Below are 24,442 nucleotides of genomic sequence, written 5' to 3'. Positions count from 1 at the left end.
GCCCCGATGCTGACAGCACGTCCTCCACCCAACGACGAGAACGCTCCTCCATGAACTCCACTCCCTCAACCAGACTTCCTCACGTCGTCATTGTCGGCGGCGGTTTTGGCGGTCTCGAAACAGCTCAACGCCTTCGTAAATCGAATGTTCGCGTGACAATCGTGGATCGACACAACTACCACCTGTTCCAACCTCTTCTGTATCAAGTCGCCACCGGTGGACTGTCGCCCGCCAACATCGCCACTCCACTGCGATCGATTGTTCGCAAACAAGCCAACTGCGAAGTGCTGATGGCGGAAGTCACCGACTTCGACGTCGCTCATCAACGACTGATGCTCGCCGACGGCGAACTGAACTATGACTACCTGGTGCTCGCTGCCGGAGCCACCCACAGCTATTTCGGCCACGATGAATGGGCGAAGTTTGCCCCCGGCCTGAAAACAATCGGCGACGCAGCCGAAATCCGACGTCGCATCTACTTGGCCTTTGAAGCCGCTGAGCGAGAAACGGATCCAGAACGGCGCCAGGCCAAACTGACGTTTGTCATCGTCGGCGGCGGCCCCACCGGCGTGGAACTCGCGGGGGCACTGTCAGAGATCGCTCAACACACCCTCAAACATGACTTCCGTCACATCCAACCCCAGGATGCTCGGATCATGATCGTCGAGGCAGCACCCCATGTGCTTGCCCACTACCCCGAGGACCTCTGCGAACGAGCCGCTGAAAAAATCCGCTCGTTTGGAATCGAAGTTCACACCCACACAAAAGTCACCGCGATCAACGCCGATGCGGTTCACCTGTCCGGCCCCAATGGCGAGACGATTGTGGCCACCGAAACCGTGTTGTGGGGCGCCGGCGTGCAAGCCAACCCGTTAGGGAAGAAGCTCGCGTTGGCATTGGGGATCGAAGTCGATCGAGGCGGCCGCTTGCCAGTCAATCAATCCTGCCAACTCGCCGGCCAAGACCGCATCTTCGCAATCGGTGACATCGCTTCGTTTACGGATTCCGATGGCAAATCTCTGCCGGGACTGGCCTCCGTCGCGATCCAACAGGGACGCTATGTTGCCAAGGCGATTCCGCAACTGACAAGCGGAGAATCCATCGACGAAACGTTTCAGTACACCGACCGAGGAACGATGGCAACGATCGGTCGCGCCGCTGCGGTGGCTCTGATTGGCAAGCGTCGCTTCTACGGGCTATTCGCTTGGCTGCTTTGGCTGTTTGTTCACTTGATGCTGATCGTCCAGTTTCAAAACCGGATGTTGATCTTGGTCCAATGGGCGTGGAGCTACGTCACCTTCAACCGCAGCAATCGCATCATCACGGGTGAACAACCGGTCCAACTCATTTCGCAACCCGGCAAATCAGCCTCCGGATGAAAAACCATCGCAAACCAAGTGAATGGTTGGCTGCAAATCGGCTTCGCGTTCGCGGTTCGTCCCGCGGTCGCTTGGTAACTCCGTGGGTGGCCGAACCCGGCTAGCGCTGCTGTGTTGACGTCTCGAGAGCTGCCACCAGGGCATTGGTCTGGTCATCCAGGTTCGGATCCTGCTTGGCTCGCTGCAGGTTCTTCCGAGCGGAATCAATCTCACCGGCTTCAATGTCGAGCAACGCGAGATTGTGGAGCGCGGCCGTTTTCCCCACCGCCATTTCCCACTGTTGGAAGGCATTCCCGTGGTCGCCCTGTCGATAGTAAGTCATCGCGAGGGTCGACCGCAGCCGCTTGTTCTCCGGCGATTTCTGCAACCCTTTCATCGCTTCCTCGATCGCTTGATCAAAACGACCTGCTTCCATCAGTGTCCAAGCGTAATTGTTGATCAAATCGGCGTCGTCCGGCGTTGCTTGCAGAATCAGCTTGTATCTCTCAATGGCGGCGGCGTGATTGCCGACTTCGGCGTACAGGGGCGCAAGGTTGCGATCGAGCGTCGAGGCGTTGGGATCCAGTTCTTCGGCTCGCTCAAAAAGCTTGATTGCTTCTTCGGCGTGCCCTTTCGTTGCCACCGTCTTGGCCGTTTCGATGCACAGCGAACGTTCGTCGGGAATTGGTTGACGTTTTGCCTGGGCATCCATTGACTCCACCGAAGCAAACGGCTTTAAAAAGTCAGCCCCATGATCCTTCTCAATGCTGTTGCACCCCACTGCCAACGGCAACAACGACCAAAGCAGAACACGCAATGGTCGCCACTGAATGATGCCCATGCTCATCAAAAGATCCCTCCGGAGAAGCCATTGGATTGACCACCCAGACCAGAAGGCTGCGAAATCGGTGCACCAGTGCCCGAGGATGAATTGCGAATGGTCCCAAATCCGCTGGCAACACGCTCCGCCTGTGGACCACGCAACCCGAGTGCGGCAGGTGAAGCGACTTCGACCACCGGGGACGGGATCCCGAACGACGCAAGCTGCACGGTGACCGCGTTGACTCGCGCTGCGTCCAATTCGTTGCTGCCCGAGGGCTCAACGAAGGATGGCTGGATGCCAGCGAGCCCACTGTTGGCATTGCGAGCCATTCGCTCGATCGCACCAGGGGAAAGCTCCGCACTCGTTCCAACGAAATCGGCATGGTAAAGCACCGTTTGATCAGCGACCGCACCGGTGACCTGCGCGGACTGCCAATTGCATACCTTCGATCCAGCGGGTTCGGGAATCGCGCCAGCGGGAATATCCGCACAGCGATCGACGCCCAGGACCCCACCGCGAGACGTGCATCCCAGTGTGGTGAGCGAAGCGGCTGCCAATCCAATTGTGGCGAGTCCGATCATCTTCCGTTTATTGAGCATGATTGCCTCGCTGAATCATTTCACGTAGCGACGAACCATCCCCGGCAGCGTCTGGCTGGAACGGCTTCACGTCAGGGAACGGCTCCATCGAACCGCTGTCGATGCTGGGAGTGGTCGGTTGATAATTCAACGGTTGCTGACTGGATCGAATGGCCGTGTGCGGCACCGGCGATGGTCGTGGACAACAACGATCCGTCGGACCAACGTCGCCGATCATGAAGAGCTCCGGGCAACAGTGCTCGGCTCGTTTTTGCCGGGCGTAGTCGGTGCGAACGGATGAGCGATGGTCTTTGGACCGTCGACTCTCCAAACGATTCGCGATGTAGAACTCAATGTCACTGGGCTCGTGAACGTCGCTGCCGGGAAGGGCAGGGGTTTCGCAGGCGTCGATCGGAGCGACCAAATGCGGTGTGACCAGAATGACAAGCTCTTGTTCGCCGCTGCTGCTGCGGTTGACGCCGCCCGTCGCCCCGATGATCGGCAAATCGCCCCAGAACGGAGTTCGATCAGAACTGGCTCCGTAGTTGGTTTGCAGTAGTCCGGCGACAGCGATTGTTTGGCCGCTTCGGAGTTGCACCGTCGTGGAAAAGTTGCGGCTGTTCAGCCCCGAGACCTGAGTCCCGCCGCCTCCGCCGCCAATGCTGGTCCCCAACGACTCGTCTCGCGTGCTGACTTCCGCATTCATCTGCAACCGGATCACATCGCGATCTTGAATGAACGGCGTGAACTGCAACTGAACGCCAAAGGGAACAAACGAGACGCCCTGGAGGTTGTTCCCCCCGGTGCCACCGCTGCTGATGATCGGAATCGGGAACTGCCCACCAGCTTGAAAATCCGCAGGCTGGCCGTTCATCGCGACCAAGTTCGGCTCCGCCAACGTTCGAGAAAGATTCATTCGCCGAAGTGCTTCAATGGCCAAGCGGACCTGGCCCATGTCCAACGATGCAAGGATGTTCGCGCTCGATTGGTTTTGAGTGCTGGCCAGGTTGCCGGTCAACGATTGAAAAACCGTCAGTCCATTGTCATTGTCGACGCCAAAGTTCAACCCAATGCTGCGAGCGGCACTTCGATTGACTTCCGCAACGGTGACTTTCAACATCACCTGTTGCTCGCCGACGATCTTCATCTGGTTGATGATCCCCGCCTGAGCCAGTGCAACTGGATCCAGGTTTCGACGTCGCTCCGCGGCGGCTTCCTCGCTGGAAAGTGCATCCACCGCACCGACGAAGTCATAGGCCGCCGCAACCGTGACCGGATTTGCCGGCCTGGTCAAACCTGCTCGAACCCCACGGGCACCCGCGAGAATTTGCAAGATCTGCGACATCTCAATCGCGTCCGGAGCTTGCCCTCGAACAATCAATCGATCAGCGATCTCATCGAGTTCGACAAAGCTATTGGGAAACTTCTCGTTCAGTTCCGACTCGAGGTCCCCGACCGGCTTGGCCAGAATGGGATCTTCGTAAACACGTACCAAGTAGCTGACGACGCTTTGCCCGCTCGGCGCATCCCTGTCTTGGAACCACAGCATCAGCGTTGTCGTTCCCGGCCGAATCCCTGTGACGGCCAGTTCACGCCCACTCTCTTGGTCAATGATTTCGGTGCGAATCGTGTCCTCATCGGGGACATAAATTCGTGCCGGAGTATCAGCCAGTCGAAGAATTTTCGGACGACCGAGGACCAGCGAAAGTGGAATCTCAGGATCGATTTCCGATTCGACAAAGCGACTCGCCCGCTGCTTGGCAGCGTCACTGGGCGGCGGCAAGATCAACTCCGTGGGCAACCCGGATTGAATCCGTGAAGGTCCGACATCCGGGATTGGTTGCCACGGAACAACGCGATCGTCGCTTGGAAGTTCCAAGCCCGAGCGGATCGGTCGAGGCTCACCGGGTTGCAGATTGGTTTCCGGCAACCGGACCGGACCGTGTTCTTGCGCGAACGCAGGCATCGCGATCCACCCCATGAGCAGGGTCACCACAACGCGACAAAGCGGCGAATTCAGCGGCATTGCCGACTTTGACGTCATGGAAGGTCTTCCGTGAATGGACAGTGTGAAAACCCGCGTGAAACCTTGCCTCAATCGACGTAGCATCAGCAGGAGGGGTCCGACCACAGGACAATCCTCTCAATCGGCACAATCGGAAGACAACTTGAGCCGCGCTGGCAGTCGCTGCGTCGGCAGGTTGTTCGAACCCGACGTGATAGCTGAGTGAAAACCAACGCTTCGGTCTTTAGGGCAAGCTTGCTGCTGAGATCTGGCTTCCTTCCCCCGACGAGGACCGCTCAATGATCGCAGAGCCGAGCTTTCAAAAGAAGAAGCTCATCTCGTAAGCCATGCCTGCGACCAGAACCAGATACGCAACTCGCTCGCACTTGCACACAGCATGCATATCAATCAAGATAAAAACAGTTTGATTCCATTGTCACTCGCGGGTCGGCGCAGTGGATCCACAACACATCTGACACACTGCCAGTGAATACCGACTCCGCTTTCACATCCGCCGCCGAACCGCTCAACCGCTCGCTTTTTGGCGAGTACGCACGGATGCTGCTGGTTGGCACCGCTGGTTGCTCGGCAGTTGCAGCGGTGCTCCGAATGGCAGTGGATCCGAGTGCCATCGCAATGGTGATTGGCAACGCGATTGTTCTCGCGAGCCTCATTTCCGCACGTCCGGCAGGAACCCTGCGGCTGACGATCCTGGCAACCGCTGCCCTGCTGGTCTCTTGGTTCACAGCTCGATCGGAAACTCCCCTCGCTTGGTGGTCACCGATCGTCTTCTTCTCACCAGCGGTTGCTGTGGCATCGCTTGGGTTTCTTACGGTTCGGGATTTGTTTGCAGTCGTGCACAACTTTCAACAACGATCTTCGCGAAGTTCTCTTCGGTCCTATCGCACGCTTGGAATCGCGATCGGGTTGCTGATTGCAATTGTCTATATGATCGTGGTTCCATCGGTGAGTGCAGTCCTCGAGCTTTTCCGTGACCGCCCTGCGAACTACACGATCACCGAGCTAACGATTGGGGAGAGCCTGCGAATTCGCAGTGCCAAATTCGCGATCTTTGCAATCTTCACCTACGTCGGCGCATGCTGGGGCAGTTTCTTGAATGTGGTCGCGTATAGCATTCCACGCAGCGAGTCGATCACGCTGCGGTCATCGGCGTGCCCAAAGTGCGGCGTTCCGATCCGTCGACTCGATAACCTGCCCATCTTCAGCTACCTGAATCTCGGTGGACGATGTCGCGACTGCGGTGTGGCGATTCCCGTGCGATACCTGATCGTGGAACTGGTCGCCGCAGGAATCTTCGCGTCGCTGTTCCTGGTCGAACTTGTCACGGGAGCGGCCAATGTTCCTGGCTTCCAGCATTATGCTCACACGGGAATCCTGTGGATCATCCTGTATACCAAGTGGCCCGTCGTTGGAATCGTTTTGTACCACGCTGCTTTGATGTGCACTCTGTTGACGCTGGCACTGACCGACCTGGATCGGCGACGCCTTCCAGGTTGGTTTAGATGGACGTCAGTGATCGTTTTCGCCGGGCTGCCGATGATTGCAAGCCAATTGCAACCCTTCACACTGGCACTTCCATCATCCGTCCCAGATGCTTTCTGGCGTGTATCAACCATCCTGGTCGGTGCCGTCACAGGAGCTGGACTGGGGATCGCAATCCAGCGAGTCAGCCAACTCGGCAAAAGAAGTCAAGCTCTGCCGCTTGCTTTGACGCTGATTGGCGTTTCGCTTGGCTGGCAGGCGACCGTCACCATCGCTGCAATCTTTGTTGCATCATTGCTAGCGATTCGCCACTTCAATGTCAGCGGAGCACAGCATCGACTTCTTCAACCAACCGCGATCCTACTGGCCGCCGCCATGCTCCACCATCCGTTTTGGAAGTTGATCGCAGGAATCTGGTGAAAGTCGATCCGAGCCGTAAACTCGTGCGATTTCGGCGAAGGGCTTCGCTATCGGCAGTCGTTGCAGTGTCCGCGAAGCAAGATTTCCGTCACCTCGCCGAACTTGCCGCTTTCCCGTTGACTGCCAGCGGTCAATTTCACATCATCCAAGCAGGACACGGTACCGCAATCGACGCACAGAAAGTGCGGATGAGCCGATTGGTCATGCTCTCCCTCCGCGATCGCTTCGAATCGCCAAACATGATCGCCCAGTTCCGTCCGGCGTAGCAAACCGGCATCAGCCATGTCATTCAAGTTGCGAAACGCTGTCGCTTTATCCACCCCATTGGCGGCGAGTTGGTCCGCGACATTGGCATGAGTCAACGGAGAGTTTGAGTCCCGGAGCATCATCAGTGTCGCGATTCGCGCGGGTGTTGCCCGCAACCCCGCATCACGAATAGCCTGCTTGATTGCCTCAATCGACTCAGACGACTTACTCACAGAGGTGACCCAAAAGAAATGAACCTGACCAGGATTCCACAACGGATTGACATCATAACAAGCTGCAACCCGTTTGCAAATGTTTGACCGGCATCCGGTGTTCAGCTGACGACCGACAGGGGACCGTGATCGTCGCAGTGATCACCGTGCGGATGATGCAAATGGCCGTCAACCAGATAATCGATGTGGTCACCATGGGGAACCGCTTCGTGTCCACAACCAGGACCATGCACATGGCCAGCGTCGTGCCCGCTGCACTGGTGCCCCGAGGTGCACTCACTCGGGTTGGTCGACGTCACTTCCAGCTTGTGCTCTTCGACCTGGCCGTCTTCGCGGACATGGTGAAGGTGTCCATCGTGCAGGTAATCGACGTGGTCGCCGTGCTGAACACCGGTGTGCTCGCAATCCGGGCCATGTTGGTGATCGTGGTTGGCGTGAACGTGAGACATTTCGAGAGTCCTTTGAAGACAGAAAAAAGGGTCATTTCTCCATCGCATGCATGACGCCATTGGTCACCAAACGGGAGATGTGGTCGTCGGCGAGCGAGTAAAAAACATGCTTGCCATCGCGTCGCGAACGGACAATCCGCTCGCTTTTGAGCAACCGCAACCGCTGCGAAATCGCTGGCATCGACTCATCAAGCAACTCACAAACCTCCGAAACGCATCGCTCGGACGCTTCGAGCAGCATCAGCAATCTCAGTCGCTGGGGGTCACCCAACGCTCGGAAAATCGCCGCCGCTCGCTCGCAAGCTTCCGCATCGATCGTGACCGGCAGACCTCGATGATCGCGCCCGTCGCAGCTCGGCTCATCGGTTTCATTCGTTTTTGATGTTTTTGTCTTTGCCATCTCTCTCCCTACAGTTGCACAACTCTGCAAGTGTACAACTTTGTCATGGTTTGTCAATTGGAAAGCCCCGGATCGCATCGAAAATGCAGTGCAGCGAATTGCGTTGTCACAGCGGGGGGCGCGGTTGTGAGCACTGCTGTTTCCACAGATGAACATCAGCTCACGGCGGAGACGGCACAATCCTGAGACAGAACAACCTTTCAATGCAGATGCACTTCAGTTGCACATTGCAGGACAGGGCGTTATCCTTGGAGCCGACGCAGGGAACTTGTTGCCTCCATTTCAATCTTCTGAACGCCCTCCATGACCTCTCCGTTGCATCCTGTTGTCGTCGCATTGCTGTGTGGGTTCGCCTGCATCGGTCATGCACCAGCATGGTTGCATGTGGCCCAGCAGGCTTGTTCTGGAACCGAAATCACAAGCACGGACCAACCCGGCGCGGTCGGGCATTGCGCATGCTGTTGTGCTTCAAGCCAGCGTGTCGCGTCCAATCAATGCGGAGACTCGGCGAGCGAAGATCAGGGGAAGGGGCATCGCAACCATGGTGAGTGCCCTGATTCTTGCGTGATCTGCCACTCGCTCAATGCGCCTGCAGGGGCGTCTTGGCCGCGTGTCTTGCCGCCTGTCTGCACTGGGCGGTTGGTTGCTTGGAAACCGGAGGTCCCCTGTGCCCCCACGGCATCGTCGTGGGTGGTCGTTCGCTTGCGAGGTCCGCCGTCGCACTCCGCGTGAGCGCTCATCGCTCACGCATTTCTGCTTCATAAGAGTTCTCGCCGCATCATTGCAAAACGATGTTGGGCGTCCTTGTGGCAGTTCTCTTCATGCCATTCGTGCCCGCGAATGAGCTTCCCTGTTGTCTTTGCCCTGCGATTGATTGCAGTTGCATCGACAACGGTTTTTGCGACCAGTTTCGAACCTTCGATTTAGCCCCCTTTGGAGATCGTGATGAGCTTCCTTGTAAAGAACTTTGCACTTGTTTGTTGTATCGGCATGCTGTGCCTACAAACCGAAAACGTGTCAGCGGCAACGCTGACAGAATATTCGTCGGGCCACGCCGACATTGGCCTCGCGTACGAAGATGGAGAACTCAATCTCCACTACCACTTTGGCGGAGGAGCCGTGCTCAATGGGGTAGCGTTAGCAGCCGAAGCCGAATTCAACCCGACGAACGATGGCGTTTACGTTCGGGTCCCCAACACGTCGAGCGCCAGCTTCACGTCGGTACCGTCTGGACTGGAGTTTACAGGCATGAACCCAGATGGCACCCCGGCGATCGATTTCTGGGTGCTCCCTCAGGTCACTACGGCCGGCGTGCCGTTCCTTGGGTTTGGTACTGGGGAGCTGAATTCGGCCGACTGGGACAACAACCTGTCGTTTCGCCTGACGGACGTTCAGTTCACACCGCAGGGCGACGGTGTCGCCGGACAGGGCTATTTCTCGGTCTACCAACCGGGTTCGACTGGTGGGTTCGATGTGAACATGGATTCGCTAAACGGATTTGATTCCTCCGATGAGGTTGAAATGGCGCCAAATGGGCACGACCACTTTGTTTGGGGCTTCACCGAGCAAGGATTGTATGAGGTGACACTTGAAGCAAGTGGCACTCACATCAATGACGGTTTCAAATCCGACACTGAGACCTTTTTGTTCGCTGTTGGAAATTCAACCGCCGTAACTGCTGTTCCGGAGCCGGGCAGTTTGGCCGTGCTGGCATCTTTGGGCATTGCCGGAATGCTGGTGCGACGTCGCCGTCGCCCTCAACTGAAATAGGCTGCGTCGGCTTGGCACGCAGCGACCAAGGACCGAACCGAAAACAAGTGAGATTTGAATGTAGCCGAATGTTGCAAGACTTTAGAAAATCCAGTCTCGATTCAAACCCATGTGAGTTCGGCGACGACCGTGAATGATCCCAGGGCAAACGGCTGAGACGCATGCATGAGCGGCAAAAAAGCACCTGCCTTCCGAATAGCAGGCACGACTCTACGTAGAGATGAGCAACAACACCCCTCCTCGAATTGAACATCGACTTGAAGCTCTGCCCGGAGTTCTTCTGGGGGCACTTACGTTCCTGAGTGGGATGGCTGCGTTGGGGCATCAGTTGCTGTGGACTCGGCGGCTGGCCGATCTGCTGGGTGCCAGTGGTGAATCGACGGCGCGTGTCTTCGGCACCTTCTTTCTGGGGCTCTCGATTGGATCAGCAATCGCCGCGTTGTTGGTTGGACGCACTCGAAACCCGCTAAGACTTGCTGGCCTGGCACAACTAAGCATTCCGTTTCTGGTCGTTCCGGTCCTCTACTTGTCCCAGCTGACCGATTGGATTTGGCCTCTGGTCGGTGCGGACGCGACGCACGGATCCAATGGTTTTGCCATTCGATCACTGCTGACTCTCGGCTTCGTGCTCCCGCCTGCGGCCATCATGGGACTGTCGTTTCCCCTGATTGTTGCCGGACTGTTGAGATCGAATGGAGGTCGTCTGGGGCGATCCGGCATCAACCTTTACGCGGTCAATACGATCGGTGGAGCGATGGGAGTGCTGTTCACAATCATGGTGGCGATTCCTCAATGGGGGAACTTTGCATCAATGGTTTTGGCGGCGAGCGTCGACGGGGCGATCGGCATCGCACTCTTGATTTGCGCGAAAGCTTTCCCAACCCTGCCTCCTCGTAGGACTGCACCTGAGAAAGCGATCATCTCCAGAGCAGAAGAAGCTGCGTTGACCATCGCATTCAGCAGAGCGCTCTGGCTGGCATTCTTTTCAGGCGCGGCGGTTTTAGCGATCGAGGTTGCAGCCTTTCAGATGTTTCAGCTGGTCGCAACGATCTCGGTGTTTTCGCCGGCTGCCGTTCTGTTTTGTGCCATCGCTTCTCTCGGCATTGCAGCGGCTTTGTTTGCCCGTTTTGAATCGCTGTTCGTCTCCCCATCCAGTCAAAGGACCATTGTTCTGGTTCTTGCGACCAGCAGTGTGTTCGTGGTTTTGGCGCCTCAGGTATTCATGGCATTTGCTCGGCAATCCAATTGGTTTGCTGAAAATACGAGTGTCGCCCTTTTCGTATTGAAGCTAGGGGCAATGGCACTGCTGTCGGTTGGCCCAGCCTGGGTCATCGCTGGTTTGATATTCCCCTTCGCGATTGCCAGTGCCGGCCGGCAGTGCTCACCCATTCAATCGGGCCAACGGGTCGGCTTGCTTTTGTCGGTCAACGGAATTGGTGGCATGCTGGGAGCGGAGCTGACCTACCGAGTGCTCCTGCCAACTTTAGGCGTCTATGGGACGATGACGGCCATTGGAATGGCATTCGCCACGGTTGCAGCCCTGTTCTCAATGCTTCCCTGTGTGGTTCTCTCCGGTTCACCGCATGCTTCGGTCGTCACCCGCGTCTCAGCAGCACTGTGCGTCAGCATCGTGTTGCTACTGGGGTTCGTGAACACCTTCCTTCCCGTCATCAATCCGCCACCAGGGATCGATCCGATTGACGTCCAGTCCGGTCGCGAGGGAACGGTTGCGGTGATCGAAGACCGGCGCGGTGAACGCTCGATCCTGGTCGCGAATCAATATTTGCTTGGAGGGACTGCGGTTCGCTACGACCAAGAACGCCAGACGCTCTTGCCCCTGGTGCTGCACAAGCAACCATCCAAGGTTGCGTGCATTGGACTGGCGACAGGCATTACCCCGGGAGCGTCCTTGTCCATCCCGACGGTCGACGCGGTGGTTTCAATCGAAATCTCGCCCTTGGTGGCACGAGCAGCGGAGAGACATTTCAGCGAATTCAATCACGACATCTGTCAAAGCGATCTGGCAACCGTGGTGGTAGGTGATGGAAGAACCTATCTCGCGTCCATGACGGAGCAATTCGATGTCATCACCGGCGATCTGTTTTTGCCTTGGGCGTCTGGTACCTCGCGTTTGTATAGCCGGGAACATTTCGCGTCCGTCCGGAATGCTTTGAAGCCAGGCGGTATCTTTTGCCAATGGCTTCCGATGTACCAGCTGACACCGGAGCAATTCGAGCTGATCGCGGATACCTTTTCGAGCGAGTTCAACGAAACTCACTTGTTCATGAACCACTTTCGGGTCGCGTCTCCGATGATCGCATTGGTGGGCGGAAAAGATCTCGGGTGCCTCGACTGGAAACAGGTTGGCCAACATTGCGATCAGTTGCGTGAAATGGAGGCGATTCATGCCCCCCTGCTCAGGCACGAATCCGGCGTCCGACTGCTTCATCTTGGATCATGGAAGAACGAGCGGGGTCGAACGCGGCTGGTGTCGCTTGCCGACCCGTCACTGGAATACTCCGCGGCCGCCGTTCGTCTTTCAGCCCATGCTGGCAAGCACTACTTCCAGCCAGTGAGATGGATTGAGTTCTGCCGCGAGTGTCAGAAAAGGATCGCCCGAGAACCACCTGCCGCACCTGGATCACAAGCGGAACTGACGTTGCTCGCCACTGGGCTTTTGGAATGGGATCATGCACGCCGGACCAGAAACAAGTTGGCAGACTCAATCGGCTCGCGTGTTGCGAGATCGATCCCGCGTTGCCTCCGGGATGACCACTTGGCTGACTGGGATCGCTGGCCAGGTGCCCCAGGAATCCGATGGGTGAACGACTTGAATACGACAGACACAGATGAGACAGGCGGTTCGACACCGCCACATTTTGTTACGACCCGCCCAGCAGAAAAGTAAGGAAACGAAGATGCTTCCGATAACCCCCAAACGTTTGCATCGCTTGCGTGATGCATTCACCTTGATCGAATTGCTCGTTGTCATCGCCATCATTGGCATCCTGGTCGGCGTCCTTTTGCCGGCGGTCCAAGCAGCCCGCGAGGCGGCGAGACGAATGCAATGCAGTAACAACATGAAACAAATTGGCTTGGCGGTCCACAACTACCACGGGGCCTTTCGCTCCATTCCGACGACCTCGACAGGACCGGATACTTCGGGCTCCAGTTGTGGAAGCGGGTTCTACAGTTGGCTTGCCATGATCCTTCCTTATGTCGAGCAACAGAATCTGCACGATTCGATTGACTTCGACGTCGCTCTTTCCGACCACTGCAACTACTCCTTCAGCAGCGACTACCTGGACTACAGCATCGCCCCGAGCCATCCCAATGCCGAAGCGGCTCGCACCTTGGTTGGAACGTACCTTTGCCCCTCCGATCCAGCAGGTGCCTTGCAGTTGCACGAGGATGGCGAACAACTTGCACCGGGAAATTATGCCGCCAACGTAGGATGGCCGATGCGATCTCACTGGCCGGGACATGACCAACCGTTGGAGCGACAAAACGGCGTGTTCGGGCTGCACAATCCGTCCCAGCCGGGCTCTTGGCAGGTTCGCGATATCAAATTCCGTGACATCACCGACGGGCTGTCTAATACCGCCGCGGTCGCCGAGCGAAAAATCAGTGCCGCAACCATTGTCGACACTTGGTGGGGCGGTCGCACGGTATCACCCGAAACCGACGAGAACATGCAGTCGTTCTGCGGAAGTTCCATCAGCGCCCGGTCGCTCGAAAAATGGGTCCCCTACTGTGGATCAGTGACCCACGGTGACCCCAGCTACATCGAAAAACACGGCCATTCGTGGATCAGCGGCTGGACCTTCGCGGCAAACACCTACATGCATGTGATGCCGATCGGCGAGCGAAACTGCCATGTCTATGGCGGGGAAGGGCTGGGCAACAATCTGGTCACGCCGGGAAGTTACCACACCGGTGGCGTTCACGTGCTAATGGCTGATGGAAGCGTTGGCTTCCGCAGTGAGTCAATTGACCTGCAGCTTTGGTGGGCGATGGGCAGTGCCAATGGCGGCGAAGCGAACGGGCAACTCGAATGAACATTCGGCTCTTCAACCGAAACCTCCTGCTGCTGTCATCGCTCGCACTGCTAGGTTGCGACGCTGCTCCCCCACCTGCGCCAGAGCTTGAAAAAATGGAGCAGGTTCTAGGAGTTTCGTTTCTCAGCGAGAGCAAGGTGATCGGCGGATCGGAGTCTTCAGGGCCTTCCGGATCGACCATCGTTTGCTTGATCACGAGCTCGGAACCACTGCCACTTCCGGTCGGAGACCAACCTGCGGCGAGGCGTCGCCCCAAGCAAGCAAAACGTCCGAAAGGAACCGGTTTTCCTGCATCCGCACTGCTGAACCTGCTGGCAGCTTGTGAAGTTTCCGAGGACGACGTCCCGGAGCTTGCTAGCGAGCGGGGCGTCGCGCATGTGGGGCAGGTTGAGAAAGGGCAATATCACTACCGCGAGGCACCCACGACCAGCGGATGGCTGACCGCGGTGGAGTTCCAGTTCGACTGACTGCCGAAAATTTGCGGGTTAGGTCAAATTGGCTAGTTGACCTACTATCAACACGCTTTTACTCTTGCAACTACATTGCATGTGCTTGAGTTAAGCATCTCCCTCGTTGACGCCCCGCCTGGAGTTACCTGTTCGATGAATCCATTCCGCCTTGATCGTTTGTCCGGTGCCCGTCGAATCTCAGGTGCCCGCCGAATTCCAGGTGGTCGAAAATCACGCACAACCCGCCGCGGCGGCCTTCGAATGGAAACGCTCGAGCGACGGCAATTGCTGGCGGCTGAGCTGGACAATTTCCTGACCAACCAGCATGTCGACCTGAACCTTCAGCATGAATCCGGAGAGTGGAGTCTCGGTGTTCGCGCGGATGAAGTCGGTGGGCAGATTCAGTACGACAATGAACAGGCGGTGCTGTACGTGGGTTCCCCGGCGGAAATCACCGGGCCGGCATCGGCAGCCTATGATTTCCTTGGCGTCGATGCAGGTGAATCGTTCCACCTGCTACCCCAAGCTCAGGACACGGACATTCTGTGGCCCGGTTTCGCAGCCTACGGTCTCGACAGCACGGTCGACGGGTACGACGCATCGTTCGAATCGAAGGGACGCATCGGTTCGGCGCCGGCGCAATGGGCCAAAGTAACCCTCTCGGACATGCGGCATACCAACCCCGATGGCACCAGCGGGACTGGCGAATTTTCGATGTATCAATCGGACTCGTTTGGTGTGCCAATCGTCTCCATGGCTTCCTATGACGATGGAGTTTCCAATCCGAACGGCAACGGATTGGACGTGACCGATGGCATCACGACCGACGACGCGATGTGGATCAACACTGGCAATCATTCGCACTATAACTTCGGATTTAGCGAACCAGGCCGCTACGAGATCGACCTCGTGCTTTCGGCCCACTTTGGTGACGACGGTCAGCCAACACCGAACACCACCGGCTTCAGCGAAAGCGATCCGATCACGGTCCATTTTTCGGTTGGAAGCGTTGGAAAACTGGAGTTTGACGCGTCTAGTGTTTCGGTGGACGAAGACGCCGGAATGGCCTCGATCGATGTGGTCCGCGTCGGTGGCAGCGATGGGCGGATCAGTGTCGATTACGCAACGACCAGCGGCACCGCGACTGCTGCGGACTTCACCGCGACCAGCGGCACCGTTGATTTTGCAGACGGTCAGACCGTCAACACGATCACCATCCCGATTCTCGACGACACGGAAGTGGAGTCCAATGAATCGTTCACGATCGAATTGTCGGACGCAGCACCGGACACCATTGATGGCTACATCAAAACAATCGAAGGTGCCACCGGCGGACTGCTCGGCACCGTAACATCCACCACCGTCTCGATTCAGGACAACGATCAACCGGCAAACTCGCCTCCGACCATCTCAACACTGGACAATCAGGTGGTGAAGGCAGGCGACTCGACTGGAGGGTTGGCGTTCACCGTCGGCGACGCTGAGACGGCAGCGGAAGCGTTAGCCGTCACAGCAACTTCGTCCAACACGACGCTCGTTCCAAACGCGAACATCACCCTCGGGGGAAGCGGAGCGGATCGCACCATTTCGGTGAACTCCGTGGCGGGTCAAATCGGATCATCGACGATCACGATCACCGTGACCGACGGTGACGGTTTGCAAACCAACGCGAGTTTCCAAGTGATTGCCGCGACAGATCACCTGGTGCCATTTGGTGTGCCAGAGGTGGTTGGATCGGGTTTGGATTACGTCTTTGAACCGGAACTGGCCGACATCAATGGGGATGGTCACGTGGACATCCTGACCGCGTCATACGCGGCAGACAAAGTGGTCTGGTTCGAGAACCTCGGCGACGGAACCTACGGACCAGAACAGGTTGTTTCCGCTGAGGCGGGCTATCCATGGGAAGCTCACCTCGCCGATCTGGATGCTGATGGCGATCAGGACGTTATCGTCGGTGGCTACTTCGGCGATTTGGTTTGGCACGAAAATCTAGGCGAGAGTTTCGGCCCGGCTCAATCGATCGACACGGGACTGTATGGGCCGTTCATCCGATCGGCCGATGTCGACGGGGACGGAAAATTGGACGTGCTCGTCGCGAGAGACTGGGGCGGCGATATCTACTGGTATCGCAACGAAGGGGCCGGCGTGTTCGGCTCGGCCAACGTCATCGCCACTGGCTTGAGCGAAGCGACAGGATTCGTCGTCCGCGACCTGAACGGGGACGGTCGTCCCGAGGCCATCACCGGCGAATACGGGGCGAGCCAACTCGCATACTTCGTCAACAACGGCGACGGCACGTTTGGAGCGAAACAAACGGTCGCTTCCACATCCGGATCGTCGGTTTTTGCTGCCGACGACCTGAACGGGGATGGCATTGACGATCTTCTGGTGGTCGGTCTCGACTCGTTGGAGATTGGTTTCCACGCCGGGCAGTCAGACGGAACGATCGGGGCATTCACCGCATTGCCAAGCGTGAGCAAGCCCGCCGCCGCCACCTCGGCTGACTTTGACCAGGACGGGGACTTTGATGTCCTGATCGGATCGTATGGTGGCGCCGTCTTCTGGCTGCAAAACTTTGGCGGCGGCAACTTCAGCGATTCGATTGAGATCACCCGTGACGTTGGACAGGTCAACGGCATCGCGACCGCTGACATCGATGGCGATGGCGATCCGGACGTGGTGGCTGCTGATCTGATACGTGGCGAGGTCGTTGTTCTTCCAAACCGACTCGGTGAATTCGCCACCACGATTCGCCCACCAGCGACGCGGATCTATCCAGCCGGCCAGAACTTGGATTTATCGATTCATTTCGGCTATCCAGTTGAGGTAACCGGGACACCGAGCGTGTCGCTGCAGGTCGGGGACGAAACCGTTGAAGCGACCTACGTCTCAGGCGGCGGCACAACGGAATTGCTGTTCCGCTACATGGTCGTGGAAACCGATGCGGACGACGACGGCATCGAGTTGGTCAGCACTTCGATCGACCTCAACGGCGGGTCGCTGATCGGCCCGACCGGCGATCCCGTCGACTTGACATTGCCGGCCGTCGATCTGTCCGGCGTGCTAGTCAACGGATCGGCTCCGGTTGTGCATTCAGTTGAGCGATCATCCGACAACCCGATGGCGGCCCATGACGTGACTTTCCAGGTGACGTTTAGCGAATCCGTCTCCGGCGTCGACGTGGCCGACTTTGGTGTCACCCTGAACGGCGTTACCGACGCATCGGTGACCGGCGTCAGCGGTTCGGGCGACGAATACTTTGTCACGGTGTCCACAGGAACCGGTAGCGGCACAATCGGATTGGAAGTCCTGGAAACGGCAACGATCACGGACACCGAAGCGAACGTGATTGGCGAGGGCTTTGTCGGCGGCGAGGTGTTCACTCTCAATCGTCGCCCGGCGCGTGAGATCACGAACTTCTTTACCCAGGGGCATGGTGATATCGGCGTCGGATACTCTGATGGTCAGTGGGATTTGCATGCGTATGTGGACGATCTGTACACCGAGTTCGCGCCCGACGAAGTCTTGATCGTCGGAGGTCCGGACAGCAAGGTGACGGCCCCCAGCGACACCGCATACGATTTCTTAGGCGCTGAGGCCGGTTCCGAGATCTACGTTCTGCCGCAGTCGAATGTGCCCGCGACGATTCCAGATCTGGGGATTGGTGCCGGTGGGATCAATTCCGACTCGATGGCCAGTTACTTCAATGATGATCCACGAGTCGATTCGACCGGCTCCTGGGTTGAGTTGCAGGTGGTCGATGTGCGATTGCCTGAAGGCGGTCAATTCAGTTTGTACTCGTCCGGGGCAACTGAGCCCAACGTGTGGGTTGCGTCCAGCGATGGCATCGACGACCAGGACACCGTTTTCGCTTTTGCGAACAGTCACGGCCACTACAACTGGGCGTTTACGAAACCCGGCATCTATGAGATCGACCTGTTCGCCAGCGGCTTCGCGGATCAAAACGGCAATGGCACCTACGACGAAGGCGTCGACCGCTACACCGAAAGCGGCATCGTCACCTACTACTTCAGCATCGATCCGGCGGAAGGACCGCAGCCGTACACCATCGCGGCCGATCTCATTCCGGCCAATCAATTGGTTCCGTTCGCGCTGCCGGAGTACTTCGGTGGTGAGTTTGCGGAAGGAACTTGGGGGCAAGTGACAGGTGATTTCAACGGCGATGGCAATGTCGATTTAGTCGTTGCTGGAACTGACGAGAATGCGTTGACCTACATGCAGGGCAACGGCGACGGGACATTCCAGCCGGAACAGTTATTGAATGCTGATTCCGGAGTCTATTCCGAGGGCGTGACCAGCGTTGACTACGACGGCGATGGTGACACCGATGTGCTCGTTTACGAATACAACGCTGCCACGCGGACTGAAGGCGCGAGCGAAGGCACGATCACTCTGTATCGTAACGACGGCAACGCAAACTTCACTCGTGAAGTCGTGTTTGACGGATTGATAGTCGGCTATTGGATAGATGCGGGCGATCTAAACGGTGACGGCCGTGCCGATGTGGTTTATGGTGCGAATCGCTACGATTTTGAGACGCGAGTGACCACCGCAGAAAAGGCAGTGCTGCTCCAGCAAACCGATGGAACGCTGGGCGAAAAAACAGTTCTCACGGATGAGTACTACGGCGAATTGCTCATGGCGGATGTCGATGGTGATAGCCATCTCGACATTGTTTCGACCGGAAGCGTTTTCGACTCCAGCACGTTTACTTCAACGGCCTACCTGCATATTTTTCCGGGGAACGGTGACGGAACATTTGATGCTCCTCAAGATGTGAACTCGAACCCCTCCCCCTACATTCATCAAGTCATTGACCTCAATGGCGACGGCCGGAACGATCTTGTTGTCTACGATCGCGGTGCGGATAGCCACGTCGGCTACTACCCACAGTTGGAAGATGGCACCTTCGGCGACCGAGTCACGCTGACGCCAGGCTATCTCTATTCTCAGGTGAACGTCGCGGCAGACATGAACGGTGACGGCCTGCCGGACATCGTTAGTTATGGGTATTCGAACGGCGGCTACCGTTTAGTTTGGTCGCCCAATCAAGGCGACGGCGTGTTCGGCGACGCGATTGTCATTTCGTCGGATGTGAACAATGGGGGACTACACATAGCCGACGTCGACAACGATTCCTACCCGGACATCATCAACGCGGGAGGCGTTGGCGGGGCACGGCTCGCACCAACCGGCGTCTTTATTAACAAAACGGGCGAAAACCCGATGGTGTTGTTGCCGCCGGATGCACGCACTCGCATCAGTGGAGATCCGATCGACTTCCAAGTCTACTTCGGATTCCCGATTGACGTGACAGGAACCCCACGGGTTGCATTGCAGGTCGGTGACAACGTCGTTTATGCCGACTACGTCTCGGGCTCAGGCACTCCGTTTCTGGACTTCCGATACACCGTTGCAGACACTGACCTGGACTTGGACGGCGTTCAGCTAACAAGCAACCTCATTGACCTCAATGGTGGCACGCTCACCGATCCGATTGGGGGCGAAGCTGTTCTTGAGTTCCCGAACACCGTTTTTGATGGCGTGGTCGTCAACGCGGTCGGAGCTCTCGTCAGCGGAATCAAGCGAGTGGATACAACTCCCACGGATGCTGACTCCGTTCAATTTGAAGTTGAATTTTCCGAAGATGTGATGGATGTCGACGCGGCCGATTTTGAAGTCGTGATGAACGCGGGCGACCTATCGGGTGCAACGATTGTTTCGGTGACCGGTTCGGGTGCGACCTATGTTGTCACCGTCCTGACCGGAACTGGAAGTGGGACACTTGCCCTGAGTGTCAAAGACGACGCGAGCATCACCAACGGCGGAGGGCATCCGCTGGCACGCAGCTACTTTGGCGGCGAAGTGTACACGTTGCGACGCGGAACTCCCGATCCGATCGAGCACTACTACACGGACGAGCACGCGGACTACCGTCCGGTTTGGAACGACGGTGAGATGACGCTGGCGGTCCACGGTACGGACGACGTGATCCCCGGCGGTGAAATCGCCAGCAACCAGCTCTACACCTACGCCGACTCGAACGCACTTGTCGAGCGATCGGATGACGCCGCGTACGATTTCGTCGGTGTCGGTGCGGGTGAATCACTGTACGTGCTGCCGAGCTCTTCAGTGCCGGGCGTACCCTACCTGGGTTTCACCAACGGCGATGTTCCGAGTGATCTTTTTGCCAGTTATGTACCCGACGATCCACGCATCACCTCCAGCACGCCGCGACAGTACCTTCGCTATGAAATGACGGACATGCGTAGCAGTAGTGGCGGTGAGTTCTCGATGTGGTCGTCACCGAGTGCCGGACCGCGTGTCTACATGACGACCAGCGATGGCATCTCCAGCGACGATGTTCTCTGGAGTTCCGGCCACCTTCATCGCAACCTTGGATTCTCGAAGCCGGGCATCTACGAAGTTGACGTATTCCTCAGTGGTTACCTCGATGTCAACGCCAATGGGACCTACGAAGAAGGCTTGGATCCGTACTATGAAAGTGGCATCCAGACCATGGTCTTCGGTGTCGACACGCTGGGTGCCGTGGAGGATTCATTCACGGTCTTCGAAGGAGAAACCCTGAACGGTGATGTGTCGGTGAACGACGAATGGCATGAGTCGATGGGCGACTATGTCGCGACCGTCGAAACGGAGCCTGCCAATGGAATCCTGACGCTGAATGCCGATGGCACGTTCACCTATGAGGCAAATGAAGGATTCGCTGGTCAGGATAGTTTCGACTATCGAATCACCAACGAACGCGGTGGCTTCACGACCGCAACAGCGACCATCGATGTCTCCTTGGCTGCCGATGATGCCTTCATGGTGGGTGCCGGAAATTCGGTTCGCGGCAATGTGTTGCTCAACGACACATTGGCCGCCGGAATCACCCCGGTGGTCACCAGTACCATGGGGCCACTCCGAGGAAACTTGGAACTGAATTCCGACGGCACGTTTGTGTACACGCCCGGGTCTGGATTCGACGGATCGGATTCGTTCAGCTACATGCTCAGCGATGGCACCTCCGACACCATGGCTTCGGTGACCATCACTGCCGCCGCTCTGCCACAAGGCGAGGTGATCGCCGAAGGACACGCGGACTTCCTGATCAATTACCACGGCGACCACTGGGACTTCTCCGTCCTCGGCGAAGACGGCCATGAGCATGGTCACGACGATGAGCATGACGAAGGAGATGATCACGACGACCACGAGGACGACGATGATCATGACCATGACGAAGGTGACGAACATGATCACGGGGAAGGCTTGCACCTGGATGAAGTGATCATCTATGGCGGTGCCGAGGCGGCGATCACCCGGCCTGCGGATTCCGCCTTTGACTTCACCGGTGCGGCAGCGGGTGAGACCTTGCATGTCTTGCCTCAAGCGAACTTGCCGGAACTTCCCTTCCTGGGCTTGAACTCGGAAGAGGTCGAAGTCGATACGTTCGTGGGCAACGAGTTTTCTCTCCACTTGGTGGCGGTCGACGGTCCTGGCGAATTCTCGCTGTGGCAGCAAGACGCTTTCGGCACACCCGAAGTCCTCTTGGCCAGCAGCGATGGGATCACCGACGCCGACGTTGTGGATCTGCCCGAAGGCACACACGCCCACTACAACTGGGGCTTCACCCAAGAAGGAACGTATCGGGTCACCGTGCAGACCTCTGGGGTCCTGCAAGACGGTTCAACACCGGTTTCCAGCGAAGCGGTGACGCTGACGTTCATCATTGGCGACATGTCGATTGCTGCTGAGGACGTCTACATGGTGGGCTCCGGAAACACAGTTCGCGGCAACGTGTTGCTCAACGACGCAGTCGCCGCTGGAGCAACGCCGGTGATCAGTGAATCCATGGCTCCGGAACACGGCAGCTTGGTGTTGAACGCCAATGGCACCTTCACCTACACACCCGACGACAGTTTCGATGGTGAAGATTCGTTCAACTACATGCTCAGCGATGGAACAGCCGACACCTTCGCAACGGTGAGCATTACGGCGGCCGCTCTGCCTCAAGGCGAGGTGATCGCCGAAGGACACGCGGACTTCCTGATCAACTACCACGGCGACCACTGGGACTTCTCCGTCCTCGGCGAAGACGGTCATGAGCATGGTCACGACGATGAGCATGACGAAGGAGATGATCACGACGACCACGAGGACGACGATGATCATGACCATGACGAAGGTGACGAACATGATCACGGGGAAGGCTTGCACCTGGATGAAGTGATCATCTATGGCGGTGCCGAGGCGGCGATCACCCGGCCTGCGGATTCCGCCTTTGACTTCACCGGTGCGGCAGCGGGTGAGACCTTGCATGTCTTGCCTCAAGCGAACTTGCCGGAACTTCCCTTCCTGGGCTTGAACTCGGAAGAGGTCGAAGTCGATACGTTCGTGGGCAACGAGTTTTCTCTCCACTTGGTGGCGGTCGACGGTCCTGGCGAATTCTCGCTGTGGCAGCAAGACGCTTTCGGCACACCCGAAGTCCTCTTGGCCAGCAGCGATGGGATCACCGACGCCGACGTTGTGGATCTGCCCGAAGGCACACACGCCCACTACAACTGGGGCTTCACCCAAGAAGGAACGTATCGGGTCACCGTGCAGACCTCTGGGGTCCTGCAAGACGGTTCAACACCGGTTTCCAGCGAAGCGGTGACGCTGACGTTCATCATTGGCGACATGTCGATTGCTGCTGAGGACGTCTACATGGTGGGCTCCGGAAACACAGTTCGCGGCAACGTGTTGCTCAACGACGCAGTCGCCGCTGGAGCAACGCCGGTGATCAGTGAATCCACGGCTCCGGAACACGGCAGCTTGGTGCTGAACGCCAATGGCACCTTCACCTACACACCCGACGACAGTTTCGATGGTGAAGATTCGTTCAACTACATGCTCAGCGATGGAACTGCCGACACCTTCGCAACGGTGAGCATCACGGCTGCTCCCGTGCTGGGTGACTTCGAGTCGGTCCTCACAACAGGCGACACCGACATCGGTGTGGCTTTCGGTGAGCACGACCATGACCACGATCATGATGAGGAAGAACCTTCGTGGGATCTTCACATCCACGCACACGATGCGGGCGACCTTGAATACGAACCGAGTGAGGCATTGTTGTACGTGGGGATGGATGCCCAAATCACACTCCCCGCGGCAACCACTGGTTTCGACTTCCTGGGGGTCGATGCTGGTGAATCGCTGTTTGTATTGCCACAAACCCAGAATCCAAACCTTTTGTTCTTGGGCATCGGTGGTGAAGAACTCGAAGAGGGAGTGCTGCAGGGCGATACTGCAACACTTCAACTGGCAGCGGTCTCTGGGCCGGGCGATTTCTCGGTGTGGCAAACCGGCACGTTTGGCACTCCTGACGTCAAGATGGCGACCAGCGATGGCGTCGACGAGACGGACCAAATCGAAGTGCCAGCGGGCAGCCACAACCACATGAACTTCGCGTTCACCAAAATGGGGATGTACGCGGTCACCTTCATTGCCTCGGGCATCGATGCGGACGGACACGCCACCGACAGTGGCCCGGTGACTTACTACTTCCAAGTCGGAAACACGGTCGAGGCTCTGGACGTCGAAAATGGCGAAACTCAGCGTTCGCACGTTGGCAACGTCGATCTGGTGTTTGGCCAGGATGACGGCCTTGATGATCTGATGGCTGCCGGACGGGTTCAAATCACCAAGTATGACTTGGATGGCAACAACGGCGTTTTGATGGACGATTCGGACTACTCGGCCAGCGTCGACGGCAACCGCTTGAGCCTGGACTTTGGCGACGAAGGTCTTGGCGGCAATCGCAACTCCAACGCGGGTGACGGTCACTACCGCATCGGCATCGACATGGATGGCGACGGGACGGCCGATGTGTTCCAGGAATTCTACCGCTTGCTCGGTGATACCGATGGCAACGGCCGGGTCGATGCCCTGGACCGTCTGCGTGTGCAACGCGGCTTGAGTTCGCAGTCGGACGAAGCCGACGTCAACGGCGATGGCGTGGTCAACAGTCTGGACTTCGTGCTGACATCCCGTGCAATGAATCGCCGATTGGCCGACGGTCTCGGCTGGGATGACTAAACAAACAATGGATCACTGAACCTACTACTTGAGTTACCAC

At 57.4% G+C, this 24,442-nt stretch carries 14 protein-coding genes; 7 read left to right on the top strand and 7 right to left on the bottom strand.

Annotation, left to right across the window (positions count from 1 at the left end):
* Positions 1–50 precede the first annotated feature (50 nt).
* Positions 51–1,379 (top strand): NAD(P)/FAD-dependent oxidoreductase, encoded by a 1,329-nt coding sequence (locus tag RISK_RS07900; protein WP_047813835.1) that lies wholly within the window; start codon positions 51–53, stop codon positions 1,377–1,379.
* Between the two features lie 100 nt (positions 1,380–1,479).
* Here RISK_RS07900 and RISK_RS07895 read toward each other — a convergent pair whose 3' ends face one another.
* The 3 genes from RISK_RS07895 to RISK_RS07885 are packed head-to-tail and all read right to left on the bottom strand — an operon-like array spanning position 1,480 to position 4,803.
* Positions 1,480–2,205, bottom strand: coding sequence for a tetratricopeptide repeat protein (locus tag RISK_RS07895; RefSeq protein ID WP_047813718.1), 726 nt, complete (start codon positions 2,203–2,205; stop codon positions 1,480–1,482).
* The gene (locus tag RISK_RS07890; RefSeq protein ID WP_236696130.1) at positions 2,205–2,780 is read right to left on the bottom strand and encodes a hypothetical protein; all 576 of its coding nucleotides are present in this window, start codon (positions 2,778–2,780) and stop codon (positions 2,205–2,207) included. Before RISK_RS07890 ends, RISK_RS07895 begins: the two co-directional genes overlap by 1 nt.
* Positions 2,770–4,803 (bottom strand): type II and III secretion system protein family protein, encoded by a 2,034-nt coding sequence (locus RISK_RS07885; protein ID WP_236696129.1) that lies wholly within the window; start codon positions 4,801–4,803, stop codon positions 2,770–2,772. Before RISK_RS07885 ends, RISK_RS07890 begins: the two co-directional genes overlap by 11 nt.
* Positions 4,804–5,250: 447 nt before the next feature.
* Between RISK_RS07885 and RISK_RS27960 the strand changes: the two genes are divergently transcribed.
* Entirely contained in the window at positions 5,251–6,687 is a 1,437-nt protein-coding gene (locus RISK_RS27960; protein WP_053061093.1) for a prepilin peptidase, read from the top strand.
* 47 nt (positions 6,688–6,734) lie between these two features.
* On the opposite strand, the gene RISK_RS07875 is transcribed toward RISK_RS27960, so the two are convergent.
* The 4 genes from RISK_RS07875 to RISK_RS31430 form a co-directional block, all read right to left on the bottom strand.
* A complete protein-coding gene (locus tag RISK_RS07875) occupies positions 6,735–7,166 on the bottom strand; it encodes a Fur family transcriptional regulator (protein ID WP_047813715.1) in 432 nt (143 codons plus the stop codon).
* A gap of 101 nt (positions 7,167–7,267) precedes the next feature.
* Positions 7,268–7,615: a hypothetical protein gene (locus tag RISK_RS32795; protein ID WP_047813714.1), complete on the bottom strand. Its 348-nt coding sequence runs from the start codon at positions 7,613–7,615 to the stop codon at positions 7,268–7,270.
* A 31-nt stretch (positions 7,616–7,646) separates the two neighbouring features.
* Positions 7,647–8,015: an ArsR/SmtB family transcription factor gene (locus RISK_RS32790; RefSeq protein WP_201778937.1), complete on the bottom strand. Its 369-nt coding sequence runs from the start codon at positions 8,013–8,015 to the stop codon at positions 7,647–7,649.
* Positions 8,016–8,533: 518 nt separating this feature from the next.
* On the bottom strand, positions 8,534–8,755 hold the full coding sequence (locus RISK_RS31430) for a hypothetical protein (protein ID WP_150122518.1): 222 nt from the start codon (positions 8,753–8,755) through the stop codon (positions 8,534–8,536).
* Between the two features lie 205 nt (positions 8,756–8,960).
* On the opposite strand from RISK_RS31430, the gene RISK_RS07860 reads away from it, so the two are divergent.
* The 5 genes from RISK_RS07860 to RISK_RS07840 all read left to right on the top strand — a co-directional run bounded on the left by RISK_RS07860 (position 8,961) and on the right by RISK_RS07840 (position 24,402).
* The gene (locus RISK_RS07860) at positions 8,961–9,785 is read left to right on the top strand and encodes a choice-of-anchor M domain-containing protein (protein WP_083434850.1); all 825 of its coding nucleotides are present in this window, start codon (positions 8,961–8,963) and stop codon (positions 9,783–9,785) included.
* A gap of 220 nt (positions 9,786–10,005) precedes the next feature.
* Positions 10,006–12,693 carry a spermine/spermidine synthase domain-containing protein gene (locus tag RISK_RS07855; RefSeq protein ID WP_047813712.1) on the top strand — a complete coding sequence of 896 codons (2,688 nt, stop codon included), beginning with the start codon at positions 10,006–10,008 and terminating at the stop codon, positions 12,691–12,693.
* Positions 12,694–12,703: 10 nt separating this feature from the next.
* Positions 12,704–13,843, top strand: coding sequence for a DUF1559 domain-containing protein (locus RISK_RS07850; RefSeq protein WP_047813711.1), 1,140 nt, complete (start codon positions 12,704–12,706; stop codon positions 13,841–13,843).
* Entirely contained in the window at positions 13,840–14,310 is a 471-nt protein-coding gene (locus RISK_RS07845) for a hypothetical protein (RefSeq protein WP_047813710.1), read from the top strand. Before RISK_RS07850 ends, RISK_RS07845 begins: the two co-directional genes overlap by 4 nt.
* Positions 14,311–14,445: 135 nt before the next feature.
* Positions 14,446–24,402, top strand: coding sequence for a choice-of-anchor M domain-containing protein (locus RISK_RS07840; RefSeq protein ID WP_047813709.1), 9,957 nt, complete (start codon positions 14,446–14,448; stop codon positions 24,400–24,402).
* Positions 24,403–24,442: the final 40 nt, after the last annotated feature.

The sequence above is a fragment of the Rhodopirellula islandica genome (genome assembly GCF_001027925.1).
Classification (GTDB): Bacteria; Planctomycetota; Planctomycetia; order Pirellulales; family Pirellulaceae; genus Rhodopirellula; species Rhodopirellula islandica.
Note: the sequence above shows the minus strand (reverse complement) of the source record. Positions and strands in the feature narration are given on the sequence as shown.

What these genes read in the sequence shown, in the direction of transcription:
- RISK_RS07900 (WP_047813835.1), top strand. Translation starts at nt 51, where the DNA reads ATGAACTCCACTCCCTCAACCAGACTTCCTCACGTCGTCATTGTCGGC.
- RISK_RS07895 (WP_047813718.1), bottom strand. Translation starts at nt 2,205, where the DNA reads ATGAGCATGGGCATCATTCAGTGGCGACCATTGCGTGTTCTGCTTTGG.
- RISK_RS07890 (WP_236696130.1), bottom strand. Translation starts at nt 2,780, where the DNA reads ATGCTCAATAAACGGAAGATGATCGGACTCGCCACAATTGGATTGGCA.
- RISK_RS07885 (WP_236696129.1), bottom strand. Translation starts at nt 4,803, where the DNA reads ATGACGTCAAAGTCGGCAATGCCGCTGAATTCGCCGCTTTGTCGCGTT.
- RISK_RS32795 (WP_047813714.1), bottom strand. Translation starts at nt 7,615, where the DNA reads ATGTCTCACGTTCACGCCAACCACGATCACCAACATGGCCCGGATTGC.
- RISK_RS32790 (WP_201778937.1), bottom strand. Translation starts at nt 8,015, where the DNA reads ATGGCAAAGACAAAAACATCAAAAACGAATGAAACCGATGAGCCGAGC.
- RISK_RS31430 (WP_150122518.1), bottom strand. Translation starts at nt 8,755, where the DNA reads ATGAGCGCTCACGCGGAGTGCGACGGCGGACCTCGCAAGCGAACGACC.
- RISK_RS07860 (WP_083434850.1), top strand. Translation starts at nt 8,961, where the DNA reads ATGAGCTTCCTTGTAAAGAACTTTGCACTTGTTTGTTGTATCGGCATG.
- RISK_RS07855 (WP_047813712.1), top strand. Translation starts at nt 10,006, where the DNA reads ATGAGCAACAACACCCCTCCTCGAATTGAACATCGACTTGAAGCTCTG.
- RISK_RS07850 (WP_047813711.1), top strand. Translation starts at nt 12,704, where the DNA reads ATGCTTCCGATAACCCCCAAACGTTTGCATCGCTTGCGTGATGCATTC.
- RISK_RS07845 (WP_047813710.1), top strand. Translation starts at nt 13,840, where the DNA reads ATGAACATTCGGCTCTTCAACCGAAACCTCCTGCTGCTGTCATCGCTC.
- RISK_RS07840 (WP_047813709.1), top strand. Translation starts at nt 14,446, where the DNA reads ATGAATCCATTCCGCCTTGATCGTTTGTCCGGTGCCCGTCGAATCTCA.